17 protein-coding genes and 1 riboswitch are annotated in these 24508 nt (G+C 26.7%); of the genes, 1 reads left to right on the top strand and 16 read right to left on the bottom strand.

Features of this window, described 5'->3' with window-relative positions:
- Positions 1-243: 243 nt before the first annotated feature.
- The 15 genes from RGC78_RS10280 to RGC78_RS10210 all read right to left on the bottom strand — a co-directional run bounded on the left by RGC78_RS10280 (position 244) and on the right by RGC78_RS10210 (position 21103).
- Positions 244-3684 (bottom strand): pyruvate carboxylase, encoded by a 3441-nt coding sequence (locus RGC78_RS10280; RefSeq protein WP_309556577.1) that lies wholly within the window; start codon positions 3682-3684, stop codon positions 244-246.
- Positions 3685-4536: 852 nt separating this feature from the next.
- On the bottom strand, positions 4537-5910 hold the full coding sequence (locus tag RGC78_RS10275; protein WP_252212366.1) for an MATE family efflux transporter: 1374 nt from the start codon (positions 5908-5910) through the stop codon (positions 4537-4539).
- Between the two features lie 255 nt (positions 5911-6165).
- Complete coding sequence (locus tag RGC78_RS10270; protein WP_252212367.1) at positions 6166-6738, bottom strand: xanthine phosphoribosyltransferase; 573 nt, start codon at positions 6736-6738, stop codon at positions 6166-6168.
- Between the two features lie 2 nt (positions 6739-6740).
- A complete protein-coding gene (locus RGC78_RS10265) occupies positions 6741-8105 on the bottom strand; it encodes a uracil-xanthine permease family protein (protein WP_434062234.1) in 1365 nt (454 codons plus the stop codon).
- Positions 8106-8243: 138 nt separating this feature from the next.
- Positions 8244-8345: riboswitch (purine riboswitch) on the bottom strand.
- Between the two features lie 99 nt (positions 8346-8444).
- A complete protein-coding gene (locus RGC78_RS10260) occupies positions 8445-9632 on the bottom strand; it encodes an MFS transporter (protein WP_309556576.1) in 1188 nt (395 codons plus the stop codon).
- 302 nt (positions 9633-9934) lie between these two features.
- Positions 9935-11305 (bottom strand): MATE family efflux transporter, encoded by a 1371-nt coding sequence (locus RGC78_RS10255; protein WP_252212369.1) that lies wholly within the window; start codon positions 11303-11305, stop codon positions 9935-9937.
- A gap of 214 nt (positions 11306-11519) precedes the next feature.
- Positions 11520-14444 carry a helicase C-terminal domain-containing protein gene (locus RGC78_RS10250; RefSeq protein ID WP_309556575.1) on the bottom strand — a complete coding sequence of 975 codons (2925 nt, stop codon included), beginning with the start codon at positions 14442-14444 and terminating at the stop codon, positions 11520-11522.
- Between the two features lie 369 nt (positions 14445-14813).
- Positions 14814-15053 carry a hypothetical protein gene (locus RGC78_RS10245; RefSeq protein WP_252212371.1) on the bottom strand — a complete coding sequence of 80 codons (240 nt, stop codon included), beginning with the start codon at positions 15051-15053 and terminating at the stop codon, positions 14814-14816.
- 93 nt (positions 15054-15146) lie between these two features.
- Complete coding sequence (locus RGC78_RS10240; protein ID WP_252212372.1) at positions 15147-15338, bottom strand: hypothetical protein; 192 nt, start codon at positions 15336-15338, stop codon at positions 15147-15149.
- Positions 15339-15386: 48 nt separating this feature from the next.
- Entirely contained in the window at positions 15387-15884 is a 498-nt protein-coding gene (locus tag RGC78_RS10235) for a hypothetical protein (protein WP_252212373.1), read from the bottom strand.
- Between the two features lie 386 nt (positions 15885-16270).
- A complete protein-coding gene (locus tag RGC78_RS10230) occupies positions 16271-18460 on the bottom strand; it encodes a DNA topoisomerase III (RefSeq protein ID WP_252225346.1) in 2190 nt (729 codons plus the stop codon).
- A gap of 273 nt (positions 18461-18733) precedes the next feature.
- Positions 18734-18925: a YwbE family protein gene (locus RGC78_RS10225; protein ID WP_252212375.1), complete on the bottom strand. Its 192-nt coding sequence runs from the start codon at positions 18923-18925 to the stop codon at positions 18734-18736.
- Between the two features lie 200 nt (positions 18926-19125).
- Entirely contained in the window at positions 19126-19647 is a 522-nt protein-coding gene (locus RGC78_RS10220; protein WP_252212376.1) for a metal-dependent hydrolase, read from the bottom strand.
- Between the two features lie 265 nt (positions 19648-19912).
- Positions 19913-20143, bottom strand: coding sequence for a hypothetical protein (locus RGC78_RS10215; RefSeq protein ID WP_012424825.1), 231 nt, complete (start codon positions 20141-20143; stop codon positions 19913-19915).
- Positions 20144-20215: 72 nt separating this feature from the next.
- Positions 20216-21103, bottom strand: a complete 888-nt coding sequence (locus RGC78_RS10210) for a radical SAM protein (RefSeq protein WP_252212377.1) — start codon at positions 21101-21103, stop codon at positions 20216-20218.
- 378 nt (positions 21104-21481) lie between these two features.
- On the opposite strand from RGC78_RS10210, the gene RGC78_RS10205 reads away from it, so the two are divergent.
- Positions 21482-23197, top strand: coding sequence for a methyl-accepting chemotaxis protein (locus tag RGC78_RS10205; RefSeq protein WP_309556574.1), 1716 nt, complete (start codon positions 21482-21484; stop codon positions 23195-23197).
- A 91-nt stretch (positions 23198-23288) separates the two neighbouring features.
- Here RGC78_RS10205 and RGC78_RS10200 read toward each other — a convergent pair whose 3' ends face one another.
- Positions 23289-24260 carry an alpha/beta hydrolase gene (locus RGC78_RS10200; RefSeq protein ID WP_252212379.1) on the bottom strand — a complete coding sequence of 324 codons (972 nt, stop codon included), beginning with the start codon at positions 24258-24260 and terminating at the stop codon, positions 23289-23291.
- Positions 24261-24508: the final 248 nt, after the last annotated feature.

The raw sequence follows: 24508 nt of genomic DNA, 5'->3' as shown, positions 1-24508 counted from the left end.
CATATTTAATAATTTTTTCTATATTATTTTTTCAAATAGATATATTAAACGTTATACATATTTACTAACCGAAAAAAATATTATAAATTTAAAACTAAATGTATAATATAGAAAAATCATATTTAAAATGTTTAAATGAATACACTGTTATCAAATATACAAAACAAAACAAAAAACAACTCGATTATTAAATTAAATAATCAAGTTGTTTTTTCGTTATTCATATATTTTAGTTTTACTAATTTATTTTAGTTTTACTAATAATTCACCTGTTTTTACTTGTTCTCCCTCTTTAGCAAAAACATATTCTACAATTCCATCACAACTAGCAACTATATTTGTTTCCATTTTCATTGCTTCTATCACAACTAAACCTTCGCCTTCTTTAACTTCTTGCCCTTCTTTAACAAGTACATTTATTATATTTCCTGGAATACTTGCACCAATTTCAAGCTTATTTGATGAATCTGCCATTTTAGTTGGATTATCTAAGCTCAATGCACTTGTAGCTCTCTCAGTTCTATCTTTTATTTTTATTTCTCTTCTATTACCATTTATTTCAAAGTCAACAGTTCTATATCCCTCTTTATCTAATTTTCCAATTTCAATTAATTGAACTATCATAGTCTTACCTTCAGCAACTTCAATTTCACTTGTTTCACCTTCAGATAAGCCATGGAAAAATACATCACTTCCCATAAGACTTACATCACCATATTTTAATACTGACTTTATAAAGTCTTCAAATACATCTGGATATAAAGCATAACTTAGTATATCTCTTTTGCATGGTTTAAATTTATATTTTTCTTTTAAGTATTTTTCGATTTTATCAAAATCTTCTGGTGGTAATAGTTCTCCTGGTCTAACTGTAATAGGTTGTTCTCCCTTTAAAACAAGTTTTTGTAATTCTTCAGGAAATCCGCCTTCTGGTTGACCCATCATTCCTTTAAAATATGAAACCACAGAATCTGGGAAAGCCATATTCTTTGCTTTTTCATATATGTTTTCAGGAGTTAAATTGTTTTGTACCATAAATATAGCCATATCACCAACCATTTTTGAAGATGGTGTAACCTTTATTATGTCTCCAAGTAAATCATTTACTTTTTTATACATCTTCTTCACTTCATTAAATCTATGTCCCAGTCCAAAACTTTCAACTTGTGGCTTTAAATTTGAATATTGTCCTCCTGGAATTTCAAATTTATAAATCTCCGCACTACCTGATTTTAAATCAGATTCAAATTGATCATATACAGGTCTTACTGCATCCCAATAATCAGATAATTTTTGAATTCCACGTATATCAATTCCCGTATCTCTTCCAGTATTATTAAGAGCTGCAACTATTGAATTTAAAGCTGGTTGACTTGTAAGTCCTGACATACTATTAAAAGTTGTATCAATAATATCAACTCCAGCATCTGCTGCCATTAATACAGTTGCAACACCATTACCTGTAGTATCATGTGTATGAAGGTGAATTGGAATTGAAACTTCATTTTTTAATGCAGTTATAAGTTTCTTAGCTGCATAAGGTTTAAGCAATGCAGACATATCTTTTATTGCAAGTATATGTGCACCCATTTTTTCAATTTCTTTAGCTTTATCTACATAGTATTTTAGACTATACTTATCTCTATTCTCATCTAAAATATCACCTGTATAACATAGTGCAACTTCTGCTATTTTATTAGCTTTTAGTACTTCTTCTAAAGATACTTCTATTCCTTTTAACCAATTTAGTGAATCAAATATTCTAAATATATCTATTCCACTGTTTGCTGATTCTTTTATAAATTCTCTTATAACATTATCTGGATAGTTTTTATATCCAACCCCATTAGCACCTCTAATAAGCATTTGGAACATAACATTAGGAATTCTTTTTCTTAATGAGTCAAGTCTTCTCCATGGAGATTCTTTTAAAAATCTATATGCAGTATCAAAAGTAGCTCCACCCCACATTTCAAGTGAGAACAAGTCATTTCCATATACAGCTGTTGCCTTAGCTATGTTTTTCATATCCTTACTTCTAACACGAGTAGCCATTAATGATTGTTGAGCATCTCTCATTGTAGTGTCCGTAAGCAATAATTTATTTTGATTTTTTATCCATTTGACTACTCCATCAGGACCTTCTGCTTCTAATATTTGCTTAGTTCCTGATAAACCATCTAAAGAATTTACTATAGGAATTACAGGAACATCGTATTCTTTCTTAATTCCTTTAGTTTCATTTACTAACTTTTCACCAATGAAATTAAGTAATTTATATTCACTATCGCTTTGTGGTGTTATATCAAACAATTGTGGGTTTTCTGATATAAAATTAGTGTCACACTCACCTTTTTGGAATGTTTTATTATTTAATACATTTATTAAAAAGTCCACATTGGTTTTTACACCTGTAATAGTTGACTCTTTTATTGCACGTATTGATTTTCTAACAGCATCTTCAAAAGTTCTTGAATATGCTGTTGTTTTAACTAGTAAGCTATCATAATAAGGGCTTATAACTGCACCACCAAATCCATTTCCACCATCAAGTCTTATACCAAATCCTGAGCTAGTTCTATAAACATCAATTTTTCCAGTATCAGGTGCAAAATTGTTTGATGGGTCCTCAGTAGTTATTCTGCATTGAATAGCATAACCTCTTGGTTTTATATCATCTTGTGAATTTATTCCAATTTCATTAGAATCTAATGGATAACCTTGAGCTACCAAAATTTGACTTTGAACTAAATCTATTCCTGTAGTCATTTCTGTTATTGTGTGCTCTACTTGAATTCTTGGGTTCATTTCTATAAAATAATGATTTCCATGTATATCTACTAGAAATTCTAAAGTTCCTGCATTTCTATAATCAACAGCTTTAGCTATTTTTAATGCATCAGCACATATTTCTTCTCTCTTTTCTTGTGTTAGAGATAGTGCTGGACTAATCTCAATAACTTTTTGATGTCTTCTTTGAATAGAACAATCTCTTTCATAAAGATGAACTATATTTCCATATTTATCACCTAAAATTTGAATTTCTATATGTTTTGGTCCTTCTATGTATTTTTCAATGAACATATCATCTATGCCAAAAGCTTTTTTAGCTTCATTTTTGGCACTTAAAAATGCATCAATAAGCTCATTTTCATTTCTTACTATTCTCATTCCTCTTCCGCCACCACCTGCAGCAGCTTTTATCATAACTGGATAACCGCACATTTTAGCAATTTCAATTGCCTCTTTTTCACAAGTTATTGGCTTTTCTACTCCTGGTATTACAGGAACTCCAACATTTTTAGCAACTATTTTTGATTTTATCTTATCGCCTAATTGCTCCATCATTTCAGATTTTGGTCCTATAAATTCTATACCTGCTTCTTCGCATCTTCTTGCAAAATCAGCATTTTCAGATAAGAATCCATACCCCGGATGTATAGCATCAACATTTTTCTTTAATGCAAGATTTATAATTTCATCAATATTCAAATATGCTTCTACTGGCCCCTTTTTTCTACCTATTTGATATGCTTCATGTGCTTTTGTTCTAAAAAGAGCACGCTTATCTTCTTCTGAGTATATAGCAACCGTTCTTATTCCAAGTTCATGACATGCTCTAAATATTCTTATTGCAATTTCTCCTCTATTGGCAACTAATACTCTTTTAAATTTCTTCCCCAATTAATACACTCCTTTGTTTCTTCTTATTATTATAATTACAGTACATTTGATTGATTTAATTAATTTAATTGATAATATTATAAAAATTATAGCACATTTGCCTAAAATTATCACTTAATATTCGTTATTATTTTTCTTTTAATTCTATCATTATTAATTTTACTCCAATAAATAATAAAAATCTTAAACACCAACAATTATCAATATTTTTATTTTTAAAATATTGATAATATATTATAAATTTTTATCAATATTTATTCAATCTTACAAATAATTTTTTAGTTATAAAGTTCGTATTATTATGTAAAATCATAATATCTTTAATATTTACATTATAACAATTAATCATCTAATTCTGTTTAATTTGTATTTTTAAGCCTTATTTTTTCATAAATATCATCTATATCTAAAAATCAAAAAACACTTCTTCATCATTTAAATTATTTATAGCATTGTTCTTAAGAAATTCATTACTAAATGCAATTAAACTAGATATTAATACTGTAGACATAATTATACTTATAATTTTTTTAATTATCTATTCTCCTTAAAAATTATATCAATAACATTATTTTCTTTCTATAATAGAAAAATATACTTATTACTAAATTAATATATTGAAAGTATTATTTTGTACTTACTTATAATAATTTTCTAAATACTGATTTAACCCCTAGCATTTTAAATACAAAAATAGCTAAGTGTAACAAAATACTCTCAGCTATTTTTTAACCAGGCTAATATCTATTTCTAAAGTTCCTAAAGTAAATCCCTCTGTCCACTAGGCTTATACTATAATATTAATACTATTTTTAAACATAGCCTTAATTTTAATAAGTAGTATCTAAACCATTATATTTCAACAATATTTTTTAGCCATTTCTTTTTTTTATATCTTTTAAAGCTTAAAACAAATTTATAAATTTCTTCTGCTAATACTAGTACATAAACCCAATAAATAGGTAATGATAAAAATATTCCGCCTAAATAAGCTAAAGGAATTCCAATTAACCATACTCCAGTAGAATCTAAAATAAGTCCTGCTTTAGTATCTCCTCCACTTCTAAGAACTCCAGTAATATTAACTAAATTAAACATTTTAAAAGGTAAATATAATACAAATACTATTAGACATTTGCTTATATCTACTGCTACTGATTCTGTCACCGTAAACAAATGTATTAATGGCCATCTTGTTAAAAAGCATATAATTCCTATAAATAAAGTAGCTATAAATTGCAATATAAGAAGATATTTTGCATGTATATCTGCTTTTTTAAGTTTATTTGCGCCTAATTCATTTCCCAAAATAACAGCTGTTGCTGCACTAATACCTTGGAATATTACTACTGCTATTTGTTCAACTGTTTGAGTTATAGTGATAGCTGCAACTGCTCCATCACCCATTCTTCCATATACAAGTGAATATATAGTTACTCCGAGTCCCCACATAAACTCATTTGCAATAACTGGAGATACTGTAATAAAGAACATTTTTATAAACTCTTTATTAAAATCAACTAATTCCTTTAATCTTGCAGCAGCTGGTCCATTTTTTAAGTAAACCACACTTAATACACTAATACATTCAACTATCCTAGCAATTAAAGTTCCAATAGCAGCGCCTTGCACCCCTAATGCTTGAAAACCAAAGTGTCCAAATATTAATGTATAATTTAAAACTGCATTAATTAAAATTGAAAATAAACTTATTACAACTGGTGCTTTTACTTCATTTACAGCTCTTAATAAAGAAATATAAGCATTAGTAATTGCTGTTAATGGATAACTTAATGCAACAATTGATAAGTACGCAACTCCTATACCTATTGTTGATTCATTTGGTGTAAAAATTCTCATAACTAAATTAGGGCATATTAAACTTGGAATAACGAATATTATTGCTCCAAGTAAACCTATAATTAAAGATATTCCCAGTACTTTTCTTATATTTTTAATATCTTTTTTACCCCAATATTGAGCTGTTAGTATTGATGATCCACTTACAATTCCAAATAATAATAATGTAAATACAAAAAAGACTTTGTTAGCAAGTCCTACAGCTGCAATGGTGGTTTCACCTAATTGCCCTATCATCATAGTATCTATAAGATTTAATGTTGTATTAAGTAAAGCTTGTATAGTTACTGGAATAGCAATGGCTATTGTTTTACGAAGAAATACTTTATCTTCTACTATGTTTATTAACTGTTTTGTTATTGTCACTATTTCTCCCCCCTTTTGTCTATATAAATAACTACAAATATCTAAAAAACTCCATGTACAATACTAACATAAAATATATAAATTTACCAAGTGTTCTATAATAAAGTAAATTATGCTATGTGTTTTAGTTATACAAAAATTAATTAGTAATAAAATTTTCAAAAGAATAAAGTAATAACAAAAACTAGAATTCATAATTAATACTAATCTAACTACGATTCTAGTTTTAGTTATGCATATATAATTTTAAAAGCATTATTTTTTAATTTTTATGATTCCTTTTTCAAGCTTTTCTATTCTAGCTAAAGAATATAAATCATATCCTTTTTCTTCTAAAAGTTTTGGACCTGGTTGGAATGATTTTTCTATTACAATCCCAATTCCAGCAACTTTAGCTCCAGCAACTTCTACTAATCTTGCCGCTCCAAGTGCTGCTTCTCCATTAGCTAAAAAATCATCTATAATTAATATATTATCATCTTCATTTATATACTTCTTTTGAAGTGTAAGTTCATAATCTGTACCTTTTGTAAATGAATGTACTGTTGTTTGATAAACATCACCATTTAATATTTTAGATGCTTGTTTTTTTAATATTACCATTGGTAAATTCATTTGCATAGCTGTCATGACAGTTGGTGCAATTCCTGAACTTTCAATTGTAAATATTTTAGTTACATTATGACCTTTAAAGTAATTTTTAAAATATGTGCCCATTTCATACATTAAATCAGCATCTACTTGATGATTTAAAAATGAATCTACTTTTAACACTTCATTTGAAAGTGCCTGTCCTTCTTCTAATATACGCTTATGTAAATTTTCCATTTTTATTTTACCTCACTTTTTTCATCTTTTAATATTAAGTTTAAAACTAAAGCTACAATAGTTCCAGTTGAAATACCAGATGAGAATATCATTTTTAATCCTTCTGGTAATTGACTTATAAAATCTGGACGGAATGTAATTCCAACTCCAAGACCTATTGATGTTGCTATTATTAATAAATTTCTATTATTTAACTTTACTCTACTTAAAGTCTTAATTCCAGATGCTGCAACAGTACCAAACATAACTATTCCTACACCGCCTAAAACTGGTGATGGTATTATATTTATTAAAGCTGCAAACTTAGGAAAAAAGCCTAATATAATCAATATAATTCCAGCCATCATTGCAACATACTTACTAGCTACTTTGGTTAAAGGAATTAATCCTACATTTTGACTAAAAGAAGTATTAGGAAATGTTCCAACAACTCCTGCTAACATACTTCCAATTCCGTCAGCTAACACACCAGCTCCAACTTTTTTATCGTCCATATCTATTTTAGAAACTTCACCTATTGCTTTTAAGCACCCAACTGTTTCTATTGTAGTAACAAAATATGCAGGAATAAAAGGTATTACTACTTTCCAATCAATAGTTACACCATATGAAAATATTTTAGGAAATGATACGAAATTTGCTTCTTTTACAATGGTAAAATCAATCATTCCAAGTAGTATACATATTATATATCCCATTATCATACCAATTAAAATTGAAGCACTACTAACTAATCCTTTTCCGTATCTATTTAAAAGCAACGTTACAACCATTACTAACATAGCAATTGAAATATTCATTATACTACCATAGCTTGATGAACCTACTCCACCAGCTGCCCAATCCATAGATACTGGAAGTAATGTAAGACCTATTAAACATACAACTGTTCCTGTAACTAATGGTGGAAATAATTTCATTAGTGGTCTAATTATAAAACTTAAAATTATTTCTACAAATGAGCCCAAAATTGTTGCACCTATAATACCTGGAATTCCAAAAACACTTCCAACAGCTATAGATGGTGAAACAAAGGTAAAATCTGTTCCCATTATACATGCTACTCTTGATCCTACAGGCCCAACTCCTCTAGATTGAATAACTGTAGCTATTCCAGCAGCTAAAATCGTTGCACTCATAAGAGCAGTTGATGTTGCAGTGTCAAATCCTAATGCACTTGAAATAACCAATGGGACAACTATAATTCCTCCAAATGCTGCAAATATATTTTGAAATGCCAATAATATTTGAGTAGTTAAATTAGGTTTGTCATCAATACCATAAAGTAATTGTACATCTTCTTGATTTTTCAACAAATTATCTTGTCTCATTTTAGGCCTTTTCGTTTGCTCTAATTCTAATTGCATGTTATTTATCCCCCTCTTAGTAAAAATAATCATACCTAAAGACGCGTAAATAACTAATATATGCTTAAATAAATCTAACAAAAAAACACCTCAAATTATAAAATTTGAGGTGTTGCATTTCTAGATAATAATTAATCAAGAATTTTAACAATACCTCGTAGTCTGCTAATTTACGGATAGCAGGTAGAAACTTTTCAACCATTATATCGAAAATATACGAGCCTTTCGTATGAATGTTGAAATTATAACATATAAACTTTATTTATTCAAATAAATTATAGTTTATTAAGACGTTCTCAATATAATACAATAGTTTTTAATAAAACTAATCATTTTTTATCAAAAATTCTTGCAATTTGGAAATTCATCGTCTTTAAAATTTTTTGTATAAATTAATATAAAATATGTAATTATTAATATTAATCCAGCTATTATAAAAGGTAACTTACTTCCAACATTAAATATAAATCCTGAAAATAAAGATCCTGCTACCATTCCTAATGCTTTAGACGAATTTTGCATTCCCATTATCATACCATAATTTTTGTTAGCTTCCTTAGATATTATACTTTGTTGTATAGGTATTATTAAAGAAATAAATGATAAAAAAATTATCACAAAAATTATTGCAATAATTAAATTTTCTATTAATGATGCTATTATAAGAGATATTCCTGAAAAAACTACAACTGCTTTAAAGAGATTCTTTTCATTAAATTTTTGTGCTAAATAAGGATTTACAAAAAAATTCATTATAAGACCTATCATTCCTGATACAAACATCACTATACCAATTACACTAGGTGATAACTTTAAAACTGCTTCAACATAATAATTTATTGTTGAATTATAGCTTGTTGTTGAAAAAGAAGTTAATGCAACTGCTATTATCATAATTCCTAGTACAGATTTTAGATTTATTTTAATTTTTTCACCTTCATATATTTTAAGTTTTTTGTTTATAGTCAAAGATGGTGTCCTTATGCTCTCTCCTATAAAAAAATTTATTAACAAGGTTATTATCAAACATACAACAAATTGAAATAAAAATGTTAATTTATATTTATTGCTTCCTATTACACCTCCCATAAGTGATCCCAAAGAACTTCCTACGTAACCAAAAGCTGAATAATATGACAAATATTTTATCCGATTCTTGTTATTGGTTATATCTGTTATATATGCCATTGAAACTGTTATATAACTTGCTGCAAAGGCACCTGCTAATAATCTAAAGATTAATATGAATATTGTATTTTTTGAAAAACCAAAACCAATTTGACTTATTCCATATCCACAAACACCATATATTAAATATCTTTTTCTTCCATTTTCATCGGATAGCTTTCCCCAAACTGGAGATGAAATAAATGTTGCAATAGACATAAAAGCAAAAAATATACCAAACATAAAAGAAGGTAATGATAATTCTGTAATTAACCTTGGAGTAACGGGATGTGCCATATTAAATGCAAACATAACAGTTAGATTTAACACAAGTAAATATCTCTTGGATACTTTTTTCATATTTATTTACACCTAGCTTTCTTTTCCTTATGTACATTTATTTTGTCAATTTTGATTTATTACTATTCCTATTAGTTAAAGTTTAATTATCCTATAACTTGTGAAAAACTTAAATTTAGCAGTATGCTTACAAACAAATGTATATGATTATTGCATTATCTGTGTCTTATTAGGCATTATTTAATATTTTTTGTATTCATATAATATTTACATATTTACTTTTATTTTCCATATAAAGAAAAAAAGAATTGAATTAATTAAAACTATAAATCAATTCAATTCCTTATGCTTTTTAAAATTCTCTATTCCTTAATTTTAAATAATTTCTTTGAAAAAATTATAAAACAAATTATAGTTGATATTGCTGCTAGTATATCTGCAACTGGTTCTGCCATTAGTACCCCTCTTAATTTATCTTCAAAAAACATAGGTAATATAAAAATAAGCGGTATTAATAAAATAACTTTTCTAAGCAGAGCTAATATAAGTGATATTTTAGCTTGACCTAAAGCAAGAAATGTTTGTTGGCACGCTATTTGTGCACCAAAAATTATAATTCCAGCAAAAAATATTCTCATACTCCATGATGTCATTTCTATTAATTTAGGATCACTGTTAAATAACTTTACAAATCCTTGTGGAGATACCATTATAAGCACCCACATAATAACGGTATAAGATAAACAACTTATAAGAAGCAATTTAAATGTTTTTTTAACTCTATTAACATTTTTTGCTCCATAGTTATAACTTATAATTGGTTGAGCACCTTGAGATAGTCCCATAAGTGGTAATAGTATTATTTGCATAATACTACTCATTATAGTCATAGCTCCAACTGCTAAATCCCCACCATAAAGTGAAAGTTGGTTATTTTGAGATATTAAAACTAAACTTTCAGTAGCTTGCATTATAAATGGAGATACTCCAAGGGCCATTATTGATAATACTATTTTTGCATTTGGAATTAAATATTTATTTCTTATCTTAAGTATACTCTTTTTACCAAATAAGAAATACAACACCCATGCTGCTGATACTGTTTGAGATAGTATTGTAGCTAAAGCTGCCCCTTTCACTCCCATATCAAATCCAAAAATTAAAATAGGATCAAGAACTATGTTTATAACAGCTCCTATCATTACAGTAGTCATACCTACTTTAGCAAATCCTTGAGTATTAATAAATGAATTCATTCCAAGAGCTATTTGAACTGCTATAGTTCCTACAAGATATATCCCTAAATAATCATTAGCAAATCCTATTGTAGCTTCACTAGCTCCAAATGCCCAAAGCAATGGTTCTTTGAATATAAAAAATCCTATTGTTAAAGCTATTCCTAATATTATTAAAGTAGAAAAACTATTACTTAATATTTTTTCAGCACCATCATTATCTTTTTCTCCCATTTTAATAGCTGCAATTGGCGCTCCACCCATTCCTATTAATGCACTAAATGCAGATATTATAAGAATTATTGGGAATGCAACTCCGACTCCTGCCATGGCTATGTCTCCATTAGCAATTCTACCTATAAATATTCTATCTACTATGTTATACAAAATATTTACAAGCTGAGCAACAATAGCTGGAAGAGCCAAACTAAAAAGTAATTTTCCTATTGGATCTTTACCTAAGTCTGTAGTTATTTTATCTGTTGTATTTTTATTCATGTTATTCACTCCTATTATCATATAGACTCAAACATTCCCTAACTATGTTTAGCATCTTAATACATAATGTTACTACAATATGTACATAATGTTAAGACACCTTGATACGTAAATTTATATTTCTACAAACTTACTGGTATTGGAATTGCCTAAAAATCATCTATAATATTGTGAAATACATCTTTCAATATTTACTTTCATCATACCTTATTGTCTACAATTTAGCCTTTAAATTAAAATCTATGTTACGAAAATAACTTTGCTCATCTTTGGTACCTAAAAGTTCCCAAAAAATTTTATGCTTTCTCGCTTCATTATTGAATTCAATTTCAATGTTTTTATTTTTCTTTCTCATATCTCTTAACAAAATATTTAAATTATACTTTTTCCAAAACTTATAGTCATAATCAATTTTATCTAATACTCTATCTGAATTAAGAATTTCAATTTCCGGACCGCTAAGATCTCTTTCTATATTTCTTATTGTATTAGAATTCTTCCCTGGATCTAATATAACAAAATATCCATAGTCTAAATCACTTCTAATCAATCTTCCATATATCTGTTTCATTTTTATACATAGTTGAGGATAATTAACTTCTTGGTATCTCTTACTTTGATATGTTGTTATAGCTTTTAATATTGGGTAATCTATACTATAATTAGGTAATTTATCTAACATCACACATGTAAGTCCCTCTCCAGCTATGTCTATTCCTTCAAAGAATCCCTTTCCCCCTAATACTATAACACTTCTATTTTTATCATTTAGAGATGAAATAGCTTTTCTATTTACATGAACTTCTATCTTTGTTCCACTAGTTAATAATTGCAATTCATCAAAAACTTCTTGTTTTCTATTGTTACTATTAAATAAAACAAGTATATGTCCATTTAACTTTTTAGCAGTATTAAATATAAAATATGCCATATTCTTAGTGTAATTTGGACTATCATAAGAACCTATATCATTTAAAGCAAATATTTTTGTTCTTTGTTTTAAATTAAATGTGGATGGAATTATAAACTCATCAGAATTTTCTTGACCTAAATGTTTCTTTATCTTTTTAAAAGAATTTTCTATTCTTAAAGTTGCTGATAAGAAAGTTGTACTTTTTACTTCTTTAAGCATATGTTCATTTACTAATTCACCAACGTTTAAAGGTATATTTCTAAATGTAAATCCTTTATATTCCATATCTATTTCTAATTCTTTTGCGTAAAATGTACTTTCTTCTAAAAATTTATCTATTATATTAAAGTTATCTTTTAATTTGCCTACATAATCATTCAAACTTCTAAGCTCTTTATCTCCGTTTGTTTCATCTTCTAATGTGATATTTCTTATATAATCATTTAAAACCTTATATATTCCATATATACTTTCTTTTATATTAGATATTGGTAATCTTAAGTCCTTCATTATATCTTTTAATTCATCTTTAGGTAAAAAGAATTCAGTAGTAAAATTATACTTACCATTCGCTAATTCTATACTTCTAAACTCATTTAACAGTATAATTATATTACTATTAATCTCTTCAACTAAAAATCTCAATTTATTTAAATCTATATTTTCTCTATACCCATATTCTGCATTTAATGTCCTAAGTTGAGTATAAATACTTGGATGTCCTTTTTCTATTTGATTTAATAACTCTATTAATTCATTAGAAATAAACTCTTCACAAAAGAAATCATAGCATTTATCCATTAAATTATGAGCCTCATCAATTATTAAGTGGTTTATCTTTTTCTTTTCAGAATATGGATAACATGATAATAATGAATGATTAATAACAGTTATATTTTCACTAGGAAGTTCATTATACCTATTTTTTAAATAACATGGTTTAATGCATCTATCCAAATCACAAGATTCATTATCACAATTTATTGCTTTTAAATATTTATCAATTTCAAAATGAATATATGCCCAATAGCTTATATTTTCTATATCTCCATGTTTACCACCATCACATAATCTTCTTAAAAACAATTGAGTTAAACTACTTTCTTTGCTTTCATTAAGTGCATCACATTTATTTAATCTATCTATGCAAATATAATTTGCTTTTCCTTTCATAGCTCCATAGTTCAATTTTTTGTCTAATCCAAGTTTTTTAAGTATCATTGGTATATCTTTTTCAATAAGTTGATTTTGAAGTTCTTTGGTATTTGTAGATATAAAATAACTTGCATCTTCTATTTTCTTATTCTTTTTGTTTAAATAAGCTTTAGTTGCTGCTATAAGAAGATATGCAAATGTTTTTCCACTTCCAGTTGGTGCTTCTATAAATATTCTTTTTTCATTTTCTATATTTTCTCTTATCTTATTTGAAAAGTTCTTTTGATCTTCCCTATATTGGTAGCCAAAATCACCGCCATTATTCCATATTTCTTCATTAACTAATAGATCTTCATACTTTTCATAATCTATTGGTAGTCTTTTTAGCTTAACATCTTGCCTTTTATTTTCTTCATAACTTACATAAGGATAATCCTCTATATTAAATAATATTGGCTTCAATAAATATTCTTTCCATTCCCAATGTTTTAAAAATTCATAGTCTTTATCTATAATATTATATAGTGATTTATTTTTCTTTTTACTTTCTTCTCTAATCCACTCTCTACATAAAAGTGAGTTTACCACTTTTAAAGTATCAATTGAATCTTCAAGACCTCTATGAAATTCATCTTTATCTAAAATAGTGATACTCTTTATTAAAGAATCTAAATTATACTCTTTTCTCCAAGGTTCAAGTATTGCTGAAAGTTCCATAGAATCAAATATTTCATTTTTTATCTCAGGAATATGATAAGAGAGAAATTTTCTTTCAAAGCCTCCATTATGGCAGATAAGTGGCAAATCTTCTAAAAAAACTAACAACTCCTTCTTTATATCTTCTAAGTACTTTGAGTTCATAAGCTCTTCCTCTTTTAACCCCTGACAAAGTTTATAAATGCTTACAGGAACATTTCCCTTAGGTCTTATTAGTACCTCATATGTAGTTACACTTGAATTTTTTATTTTAACTGCACCAATTTCGATTATTTCACAGTTGTTTTCGTCTAATCCTGTTGTTTCAATATCTAGATATATAACATTATCTAAAATGCTTTTTAATTGTTCCATAATATACTATTAACTCCTAGTATTTAAATAATTTAAATATGTGTTTTTTAATAAATCTAATAAAATTATATCATAATACAATTCTTCACTAAATCTATTCCTAATCTTAAATATTATTAGCTTTATAAGCTTTAATAATTCTATACTTTTCTTATACAATAAAAAAGTTCCAGACATAATAAATTTATTATATCTGGAACTCTCCAAATAATTTACTAAATCACTTTTTGCATCAAGTATTATAAATAAATATTTATAATTATTATACTTACATATAACTATATTCTTGATATTTAGTGTGATTTAGCTTCATTATTTTTGAAAGGAATTAAGTTTAAAACTTATGTTTGTAATATAGATGTTTTCTTATTACTTTGAACAAGAACACCATTGATTATTTGTAGCAGTTTTTTCATGTTTTTCAAATGGTTCTTTAATATCATAATTTTTAGGTACTGATGACCAGTTATTACAAGTGGCGCTTTTTCCTGATGTATCATTCACTGTTTCTTTAGTCAATGGTGTTTCCTTTTCATGGCATGAACATCCATTACAAGTCTTAAGGTTACTGTTATCATGATGACCACAACTTCCGTTTTCATTACTCATAACAAACACTTCCTTCCTACACATATAGCTTGTGTAAAAATTAAGTTTTTATGCTTTTTTATTCTGGAAATTCACACCATTTACTACTTAATTTTACTTGGTATGTGTATACTTTTCTCCTGTACTATCATTAAATCCTTTAACATGATAATGTTCAGTTAAAGGATTAGACGCTATATTTGACATTTGATTTTCTGTAACCATTCCAAGGTCGTGATATCCTTCCCCATTATAACGATTAACATTTTTTTCTTCTTCACTACAAGATCTTTTAGGTGTATACATCTTAAACACTTCCCTTCTACACTAATATATTGTGTAGAAAAAAAAATTTTATTCACTGCTTGTTCCTAATTCATTTAGTACTTCTAAAAATAAATTATACATTTCTACTTCATCATCTTCTTTGATTAGTACAATAAGTCCATAGAAAGATATCATTAACATATAGCATAGTATTGATATAGTTCCAAGTTTTTTTATATACAGACTAGTATAAGCAAAAACAGCACTTGCCGTTAAATTAGTTAAAAGAGATGCCTCTATTCCGCAGCCTCCACTTAAATAAGAACCTAGCTTTGTTTTAACATATATCTTTTCCATGCTCATGTTTATATTTTCTGCTTCATACCATTTTTTAACCTTGTCATACATTATATATAAAGTCTTATCTCTATTTTTAGTAAGTTTAAGTAAAATTTTAAAAGTCTTCTTATATTTTTTTGCAATTTTAGGAGTATAAATTTTGTATTCATCAGTATATCTATTTTTCAACTCTTTATTAGTATTAGAATGCAAATATCTTATTTTTATATTGCTCTTATCTTCCAATATACTTTCCTCCAGAATTTTTCAAGAAGATTGTTAAACATTATTCCTAATAATATAAAATATTCTTATATACTTAAAATATTGCAAATGTATTTTTAATTATTATAAGTCTTACTTTATAAATATATTATTTCAGCATGTTTATTATTAAAAATTTAATCTGGTAATCTCACATTTTGCAATCAAATTCTTAAGTTCTTAAATTCTTAAATTCTTAAATTTAAATATTCTTTTATTTTTAGAATTTTCTAAACAAAAAAGAGCCTATTATATTCAACATATAATAGACTATTTTTCATGCTTAAAGTTCTATTTTAAATATGTATTGATATATACAATAGGTAAAGTGGCATTGTATATATCAACACTCTACTAAAACAGAGCATTTATTTAAAATCTTTTAAAAGTGCAGCAAATGGATTATCATTAAATTCTTCTGCTTCCTTCTTCATTTTTTTCATATAATTATTAACTTCTCTTTTATCTACTTTGCCTTTTTTATCAAATCTCTTTTTGAATTGTGATGCTTTTTCTCTAAAATTACAATTTGTATTTGGACAAACATATATTTGACCTTCACCATGTCCTCTAAGTTCTAATTTCTTCTTACATTCAGGACATCTAGCATTTGTTATTTTAGATACACCTTCTCTGTGACCGCATTCTCTATCTTGGCATACATTCATTACGCCATTTTTGCCCTTAACTTCTAGCATGTATTTTCCACATACAGGACATTTTTTACCAGTCATATTATCGTGAATGTATTTATCATTACTGAATTTAACATCTTGAACTAAAGCTGTTGCATAGTTTCTCATGTTAGAAATAAAATTATGAACATCTTCTTTCCCCTTACTTATATCATCTAGTGTCTTTTCCCACTTAGCTGTAAGAAGAGGTGATTTTAAATCTTTTGGTACTAAATCAATAAGTTGCTTTCCTTTTGATGTTGGATATAAATCTTTACCTCTTTTTTCTATTACGAAAGAATTAAATAACTTTTCTATTATGTCTGCTCTTGTAGCAACAGTACCCAATCCTCCAGTTTGACCTAAAGTCTTTGCTGACTCCTTATCTAGCTGAATATATTTTTGAGGATTTTCCATAGCTGATAAAAGTGTACCTTCATTAAATCTTGCTGGTGGTTTAGTTTGATGATTCTTTATTTCTATAGAATTTATCTTTAACTTATCACCTTTTGATAAATTAGGAAGTACTTGTTCTTTTAATACACCCTCTTCACTTGTTTCTTCAAGATCATCATTTTTATCATAAACCATCTTCCAACCTTTAGATTTTATGACTTTACCTTTAGCTTTAAAACTTTCATTTCCAATCTTAACTTTAATTGAAGTCTGAATATATTCAAAAGGTGGTAATAACACACTTAAAAATCTCTTTATAACTAAATCATAAATATTTTTTTCTTCCTTGCTAAGCATTCCCAGTGATACCTTTTGTTCTGTTGGTATTATAGCGTGGTGATCACTTACCTTTGAATCATCAACAAAGCTTTTACTACCATGTATAGTTCCTTTTAATATTTGATTAGCAGATGATGAATAATTTCCAACAGATATAGCTTTTAATCTTTCTTTAAGCGTTGGAACTATATCTCTTGTTATATATCTTGAATCTGTTCTTGGATAAGTTAATATTTTATAGTTTTCATAAAGTCTTTGCATTATAGATAAAGTTTGTTTAGCTGAATATCCAAATATTCTATTTGCATCTCTTTGAAGTTCAGTTAAATCATATAAAGCAGGTGAATATTGTTTTTTATTGCTTTCGCTTATTTCTGAAACTTCGCCTTCTTTACCCTTTAATCCTGCTATTAATTTCTTTGCTATCTCATTGTCATATATTCTATTATTATTATCATTAGATGACCACTCCATAGCTAAATTATTATTTTTAGCTATTATAGTATAATAATCCTTAGGCTTAAAATTTTTGATGTCCTCTTCTCTTTGAACTATCATAGCAAGTGTTGGTGATTGAACTCTTCCAGCTGATAATTGAGCATTATATTTGCAAGTTAAAGCTCTAGTAACATTAAGTCCTACAATCCAATCTGCTTCTGCTCTTCCTTGGGCTGCTCTATATAAATTTTCATAAGCAGAACCTGGTTTTAAATTTCTAAAACCATCTAAAATTGCTTTATCCGTTTGAGATGAAATCCATAGTCTTTTTATTGGCTTTTTAACTCCAACCTTGTCTATAATCCATCTAGCAACTAATTCTCCTTCTCTTCCTGAATCTGTTGCAATTACTATCTCAGTTATATCATTTCTAAGCATTTGTTTTTTCACTTCATAAAATTGCTTAGAAGTTTTCTTTATAACACATAACTTCATATTTTTAGGAAGCATTGGAAGAGTTTCCATACTCCATTTTTTATATTTATCTCCATATCCTTCTGGATCTAGTAATGTAACTAAATGACCTAATGCCCAAGTTACTACATAATTATTTCCTTCTATATAAGAACCTTTATTTTGATTACATTTTAATACCTTAGCTAAATCTCTTCCTACTGATGGTTTTTCAGCTAATACAAGAATTTTACTCATTATTTTCTTCCTCTCTCAAAAGAACTCTATTAAAATCTAATTTATAATATAAATTTTAATAGAGCTCTATTTTTGTGTCGTATAATTTAATTATATCATAAAGTTATATGTGATATTATGATCTATAAACTTTAGTATATATCTTTCATAATGTTTCTTTATAAAATTTATAAATTATTATTTTATCTTATTCACTATCCAATAGATAATACAGATTTTTATAAACCACGAGCTCATGTGATAATATTCTTACTCACTTAAACCTACTTAAATTTAAAGAATCTTTTGAACTCTTCCGACTACATTATCTTCAAGCATAACTTTAATTCCTCTATGATGATTAGAAGAATTAGTAAGAATTCTCTTAACTATTCCTTCAGTTAACTTTCCTGTACGTTGATCCTCTTTCTTGACAACTAATACCTTAGAACCTATTTTTATATCACATCTATTTGTTCCATTCATAACAGCATTCTCCTCTAAAATTCTTAATGTCTATTGCAAATTCTAACAGTCTTTTACTATCTGCTATCAACTCAATAAACACTTTATTTAATTGTTTATTTATCAATCTATTTTATTTCTCATTATTTTTACACAAGATATTACACTTAACTTGACAATTCATCATATATAAATTTCACGAATAAATATATTACCTCAACTTAATGTTGTGTAAATGTAAATATTGATGTTATTCTTAATAAATCTAATAATATTACTATATTAATAAATATTATTATTCCACAAAAAGTAAATTCCAATTGACTATTAGTTTTTATTTTACCTAATGATATTTTCTTTTTACTTAAGGGATAAAACCAAGGTAATCCCCCAATTGTACAACTATCTAAAATTAAATGAGAAACTATTCCTAAGAATAACCCATTAATAAAAATCAGTTGAAGTGTATCTTTAACTGGATATGTCACTATTAAATATAATATTAAATATAATAACGGTGAATGAAAAAGCTTTCTATGACCTGCTAATTTATTTATAACTCTAGATACCGGCTTTGCTTTGTTTCCAATATAACTACTTTTATGATCAATATCCGGTAAAAGACTTCCTAATATAGAACCGCCAACAAATATAGTTACTGGTAATAATTCAATATTGTGCATTTGTGAAGTTATATAAAAACTCGCTAGAATACCTCCATTTATATGAGTTTTATAATTCATTTTTATTCTCCTAATTTTTCTTTGGTTTCTATTAGTATATTGGCTATTATACTACATATTCGCCATATTTCCAAAAAATTAGATATAAAATTGATATTTATTTGCAAACCAAATTAGAATTTACTAAAAAATACACTAAAAAAGCATCTAAACATATAAATTATTTTAGATGCTTCTTAGCTTAATATTTAATTTTTGAAAATTATAATTGAATAAATTCTAATCAGCTTAAATTTAGTTAAATATTTTTGTTACTATGACCTTATTAATTTTCTATCATTGATAATAAATCTTGAACCGCTTTTTTTACCTTGCTAGGTAATTTGTCTAATGCTTTTTCTCTTTTTCTTTCATCTTGTATTTGAGCAATTCTAAGTACTTCTTGTTGAAGTCCAGGTACTCCCTTAAGATCTCCAACTGTTTTATAAAATCTTTGAGCAAATACTGGATCCTGCATTTTTTGTTGAACTTTCATTATCAGCTGATAACCATTCATTTAAAATCCTCCTACTTAAGTTATCATTTCATACTCTTATAGTATTCAGATTTAATATAAATGGTACGAATATTATAAACTTCTTAAATTTCTGTTAAATTCAAATTTTAATCTCATTTCATCATAATTTTCAAGTATTATATCTAATCTTTTAATAAATTCTTCTTTATCTCTTGGTAATTTTCCAGACATTTGTATAAAATTTGATTCATGTTTTGAACTAAACAATGTATTTTCATTAACATTTAAGTTTTTTATCAAAGTTCTTAATTCTACTAATCTTTCCAATTCTGTTGCTTCTTTGAATTTTCCAAGCAAGCAATCTGAATTTAACTTTGTTCCTGACATTAATATTAAAGATAATGGAAAAATCCCCTTACTATTTACTTTATTTAATAATTTTGCTGTATCAGTAGCATTTCTTATTCCTTTACCTGCTCCAGCAACACCAGTCATAACCATACAATAATATCCTATTCCTGCTTCATCTAATTTTCTTAATTGCTCTAAAGCGTCTTTTGAAGCATTTCCTTTATTAATATTTAAAAGAACCTCATCATTTCCACTTTCTAAACCAATATATAAATCATTGATTCCAAGCTTGCGTAATTCTTTTAATTCATCTATAGTCTTTAATTTAATGCTTTTTATTGAAGCATACATAGCTATTGTCTTACATTTAGGTAAATACTTTCTTATTAAAATAGCTATGTTTTTTAATTCTTCTGTATTTAAAATAAATGGATCTCCGTTTAATAAATAAATTCTTGAATCATCTTTATGTAATCTACTTGCTTCTTTTAAGTCCTCTTCTATTTGATTCAAGTCCTCTTTTTGAAATTTTATATTTTTATACATGTTACAATATGCACAGCTATTATGCGAACATCCTGATGTTACTTGTAATAATAAAGTATTTGATTCTATTGGTGGTCTATAAATAATTTTATCGTAATTCATAAAAAATACCTCTACTATTATAATATTATTCTAATTTACACTAGATAAACATTATTTGTAATCATAATGTTTAATCAATTATTAAACATTTTATCCATAATTTATCTAATTTAAACACTTTGTAACTATTCCGTTTTTAAATAAATTTAAGTCATGGAACAATGGTTAATTTTAATAACAAATGCCATAATGCTCTAGAATTTATTGAAAGCAATATAAAGAATTTTCTTTAACTAATAAGTTAGTTAAATCTTTGCACATATCTTTTAATAAATTATCACTAAATTTATACAGATTTAATTTTTTGTAATATATATGCAAAACCTTGCATGTGTTGTATAATTATGTCGAAAATATAAAAAGGGGGTTCAGAATATAATGAATAATCTTAAGATAAGATTTAAACTAATAATTCTATCATTAATAGCATTAATATTAATTAGTATTATGAGTGGAATCGGATATTATTATATTGCGAAGTCAAATAAAAGCATGGCAGAAATGTATAAACAAAACTTATTAAGTATTGAATGGTTAAATGATAACAGAAATCAAGCTAGAGCTATAGAATCAGATTTATATTACATACTATTAAATATAGAAGACAAAGATACGCAGAACGAAAAATTAAAGGACATTCAAACTAGACAAGAAACTTTTAACACAAATTGGACAAACTTTAAACAAATAGCTAATGAACAATATGCACTAGATAGAATTCCTATTGTTGAAAGTAATCTTAAAAATTTCACAAAAGGAATGAATTCTGCAGTTAAACTAGCAATGGATGGAAAACAGAATGAAGCTCTTGAGGAATTTAAAACTGTTGAAAATAATCAATCTGAATTTCAAACAAACTTAAAAGAAATTGCTATATATAATTCTCAATTAGCAAATAGTCTAAATAATCAAAATAATGAAGATTTTAATCTTTCTAAAAAATTATTTGGAGTAATATTTTTTATTATCGTATGCCTTGGTTATGTAGTAACTTTTACAATTTCAAGATCTATCTCAGTTCCATTAACTACTGCTGTAAATCATTTAAAACGTGTATCCACAGGGGATTTCACAATTACTCTTCCTGAGAAGTTCATGAGAAGAAAAGATGAAATAGGTGAAATTTCAAATGCAATAACTGGTATGCAAAACTCATTAAAACTTTTGATTGGAAATGTAAAAGGTGAATCTGACAGTATTAAAACTATAGTAAACACTATTTCAGAAAATATAAATAATTTAAATGAAAATATAGAAGATGTATCCTCAACTACAGAAGAATTATCAGCAGGAATGGAAGAAACTGCTGCATCAGCACAAGAAATTAATGCAACAGCAGATGAGATAGAAAAAGCTGTTGACTCTATATCAAAAAAAGCTCAAGAAGGTGCTATAGAAGCTTCTGAAATAAATAAAAGGGCAATAACTACTAAACTCAATGTTAATAATTCACAAGAAAAAAGTATAAATATTTTTTTACAAACTAAATATAAATTACAAACAGCAATAGAAAATTCACAAGTAGTACAACAAATTACTGTATTATCAGAATCAATAATGCAGATATCAACTCAAACAAATCTTTTAGCATTAAACGCTGCAATTGAAGCTGCACGTGCTGGAGAAGCTGGACGTGGTTTTGCAGTGGTTGCAGATGAGATAAGAACACTTGCAGAAGAATGTAAAAATACAGTTATTGAAATACAAAATATAACTCAAAAAGTTGTAGTATCAGTTGATGATTTATCATCTAGTTCTAATGAATTATTAAATTTTGTTTCTGAAGATGTACAAAGTGATTATAATACAATGTTAAATATAGCAGATCAATATAGTACAGATGCAGAATTTGTAAGTAATCTTGTACTAGAATTCAGCTCTACTTCTGAGGAACTTTTAGCTTCACTCCAACAAGTAACAGAAACAATTGGACATGTATCTATGGCTTCAAATGAAGGAGCAGACGGAACTTCAAATATTGCTGAAAAAGTATCAAATATAAATGAAAAATCTAATACAATTATGGAAGAAGTACTAAAATCCAAAGAAAGTGTAGAAGAATTAAATAACCAAATATCTAAATTTAAAATTTAATATAAAAGTTGTTAATGAGATAAAAGTGATATCTAGTATTATAAAAATCTAGATATCACTTTTATAATTGCTAATTTTATTTTTATATAGTTTACACAGAGTTAATATACTTATCAACAAATTTCTTTATAGTATTCCAATATAAATCTGGATTAACTTTATGAGCCTTACAATGCCCTGCTTCTTTTACTATTAATATTTCTTTTTCACATTTCGCTGCATTATATACCTTATCTAGCATAAAATATGGTACAAATTTATCTTCCTCTCCATGAATAAATAATATGGGGGTCTTTGATTTACTAACTTGTTTTATAGCTGAAGCTTCTTTTAAAAAATATCCTGATTTCATTTTAGTAATAACGCTTGCTGCATACATTATTGGAAATTTAGGTAATTTAAACATACTTTTTAATTGATATGAAAATTCATCCCAAGCTGATGTGTAACCACAATCTTCTATGATAGCCTTAACATTACTTGGAAGATTTTCACCTGATGTCATCATAACAGTACTTGCACCCATAGAAATACCATATAATAAAATTTCAGATTCTTTATCTTTATTTACTATATAATTAATCCATTCAATAATATCTTTTCTATCGTGCCATCCCATACCAATATAATTCCCCTCACTTTTACCATGACCTCTCAAATCTGGTATTACTATATTATAACCCATTTCATAAAATGCCTTTGCTCTACTTCCCATTCTCATACCCTCACCAGTATATCCATGAACCATAACAACCCATTTTTGTGAATTATTAGTATATAAGATTTGATATCCATGAAGATTTAAATCATCAAATGACTTTATATATATATCATTATACTTTGATGTATTTAATATCCATTCTCTATCTTCTTCTCTATCCTCTCCGCTAGTTTCATCTTTCTTTACTACTTCACTTCCAAAGTTTTTGTTGCTATCAAATACTTTATCTTTTGATATATTGGGATTAAGTGAAAAATTGTAAAAATAGTTTCCTGCAAATATAAGTAAAATTATAATTATTAATAATGCAATACATATTGTTAGTATTATCTTATCTTCCATTATTATCTTTATCTCCTATTATTTAATTTATATAAATTATATACACCATACTCTTAAAACAATCATTTATTTCTTACTTTTTCATCATATAGTTATATATTATCATATTTTCAACAGACTGTCTGAAAATAAAGATTATAAAAATCAAAGTCTAATTCCACCTTATACTACAATATCAATGTTCCATTAATATATAATACAAGAAGAAAAGACTATCTCAAATATACAAATATATTTTTTGAGATAGT

It is taken from the genome of Clostridium aquiflavi (assembly GCF_031344075.1).
Taxonomy (GTDB): domain Bacteria; phylum Bacillota; class Clostridia; order Clostridiales; family Clostridiaceae; genus Clostridium; species Clostridium aquiflavi.
This window is presented reverse-complemented; position numbering and strand designations above follow the sequence as displayed.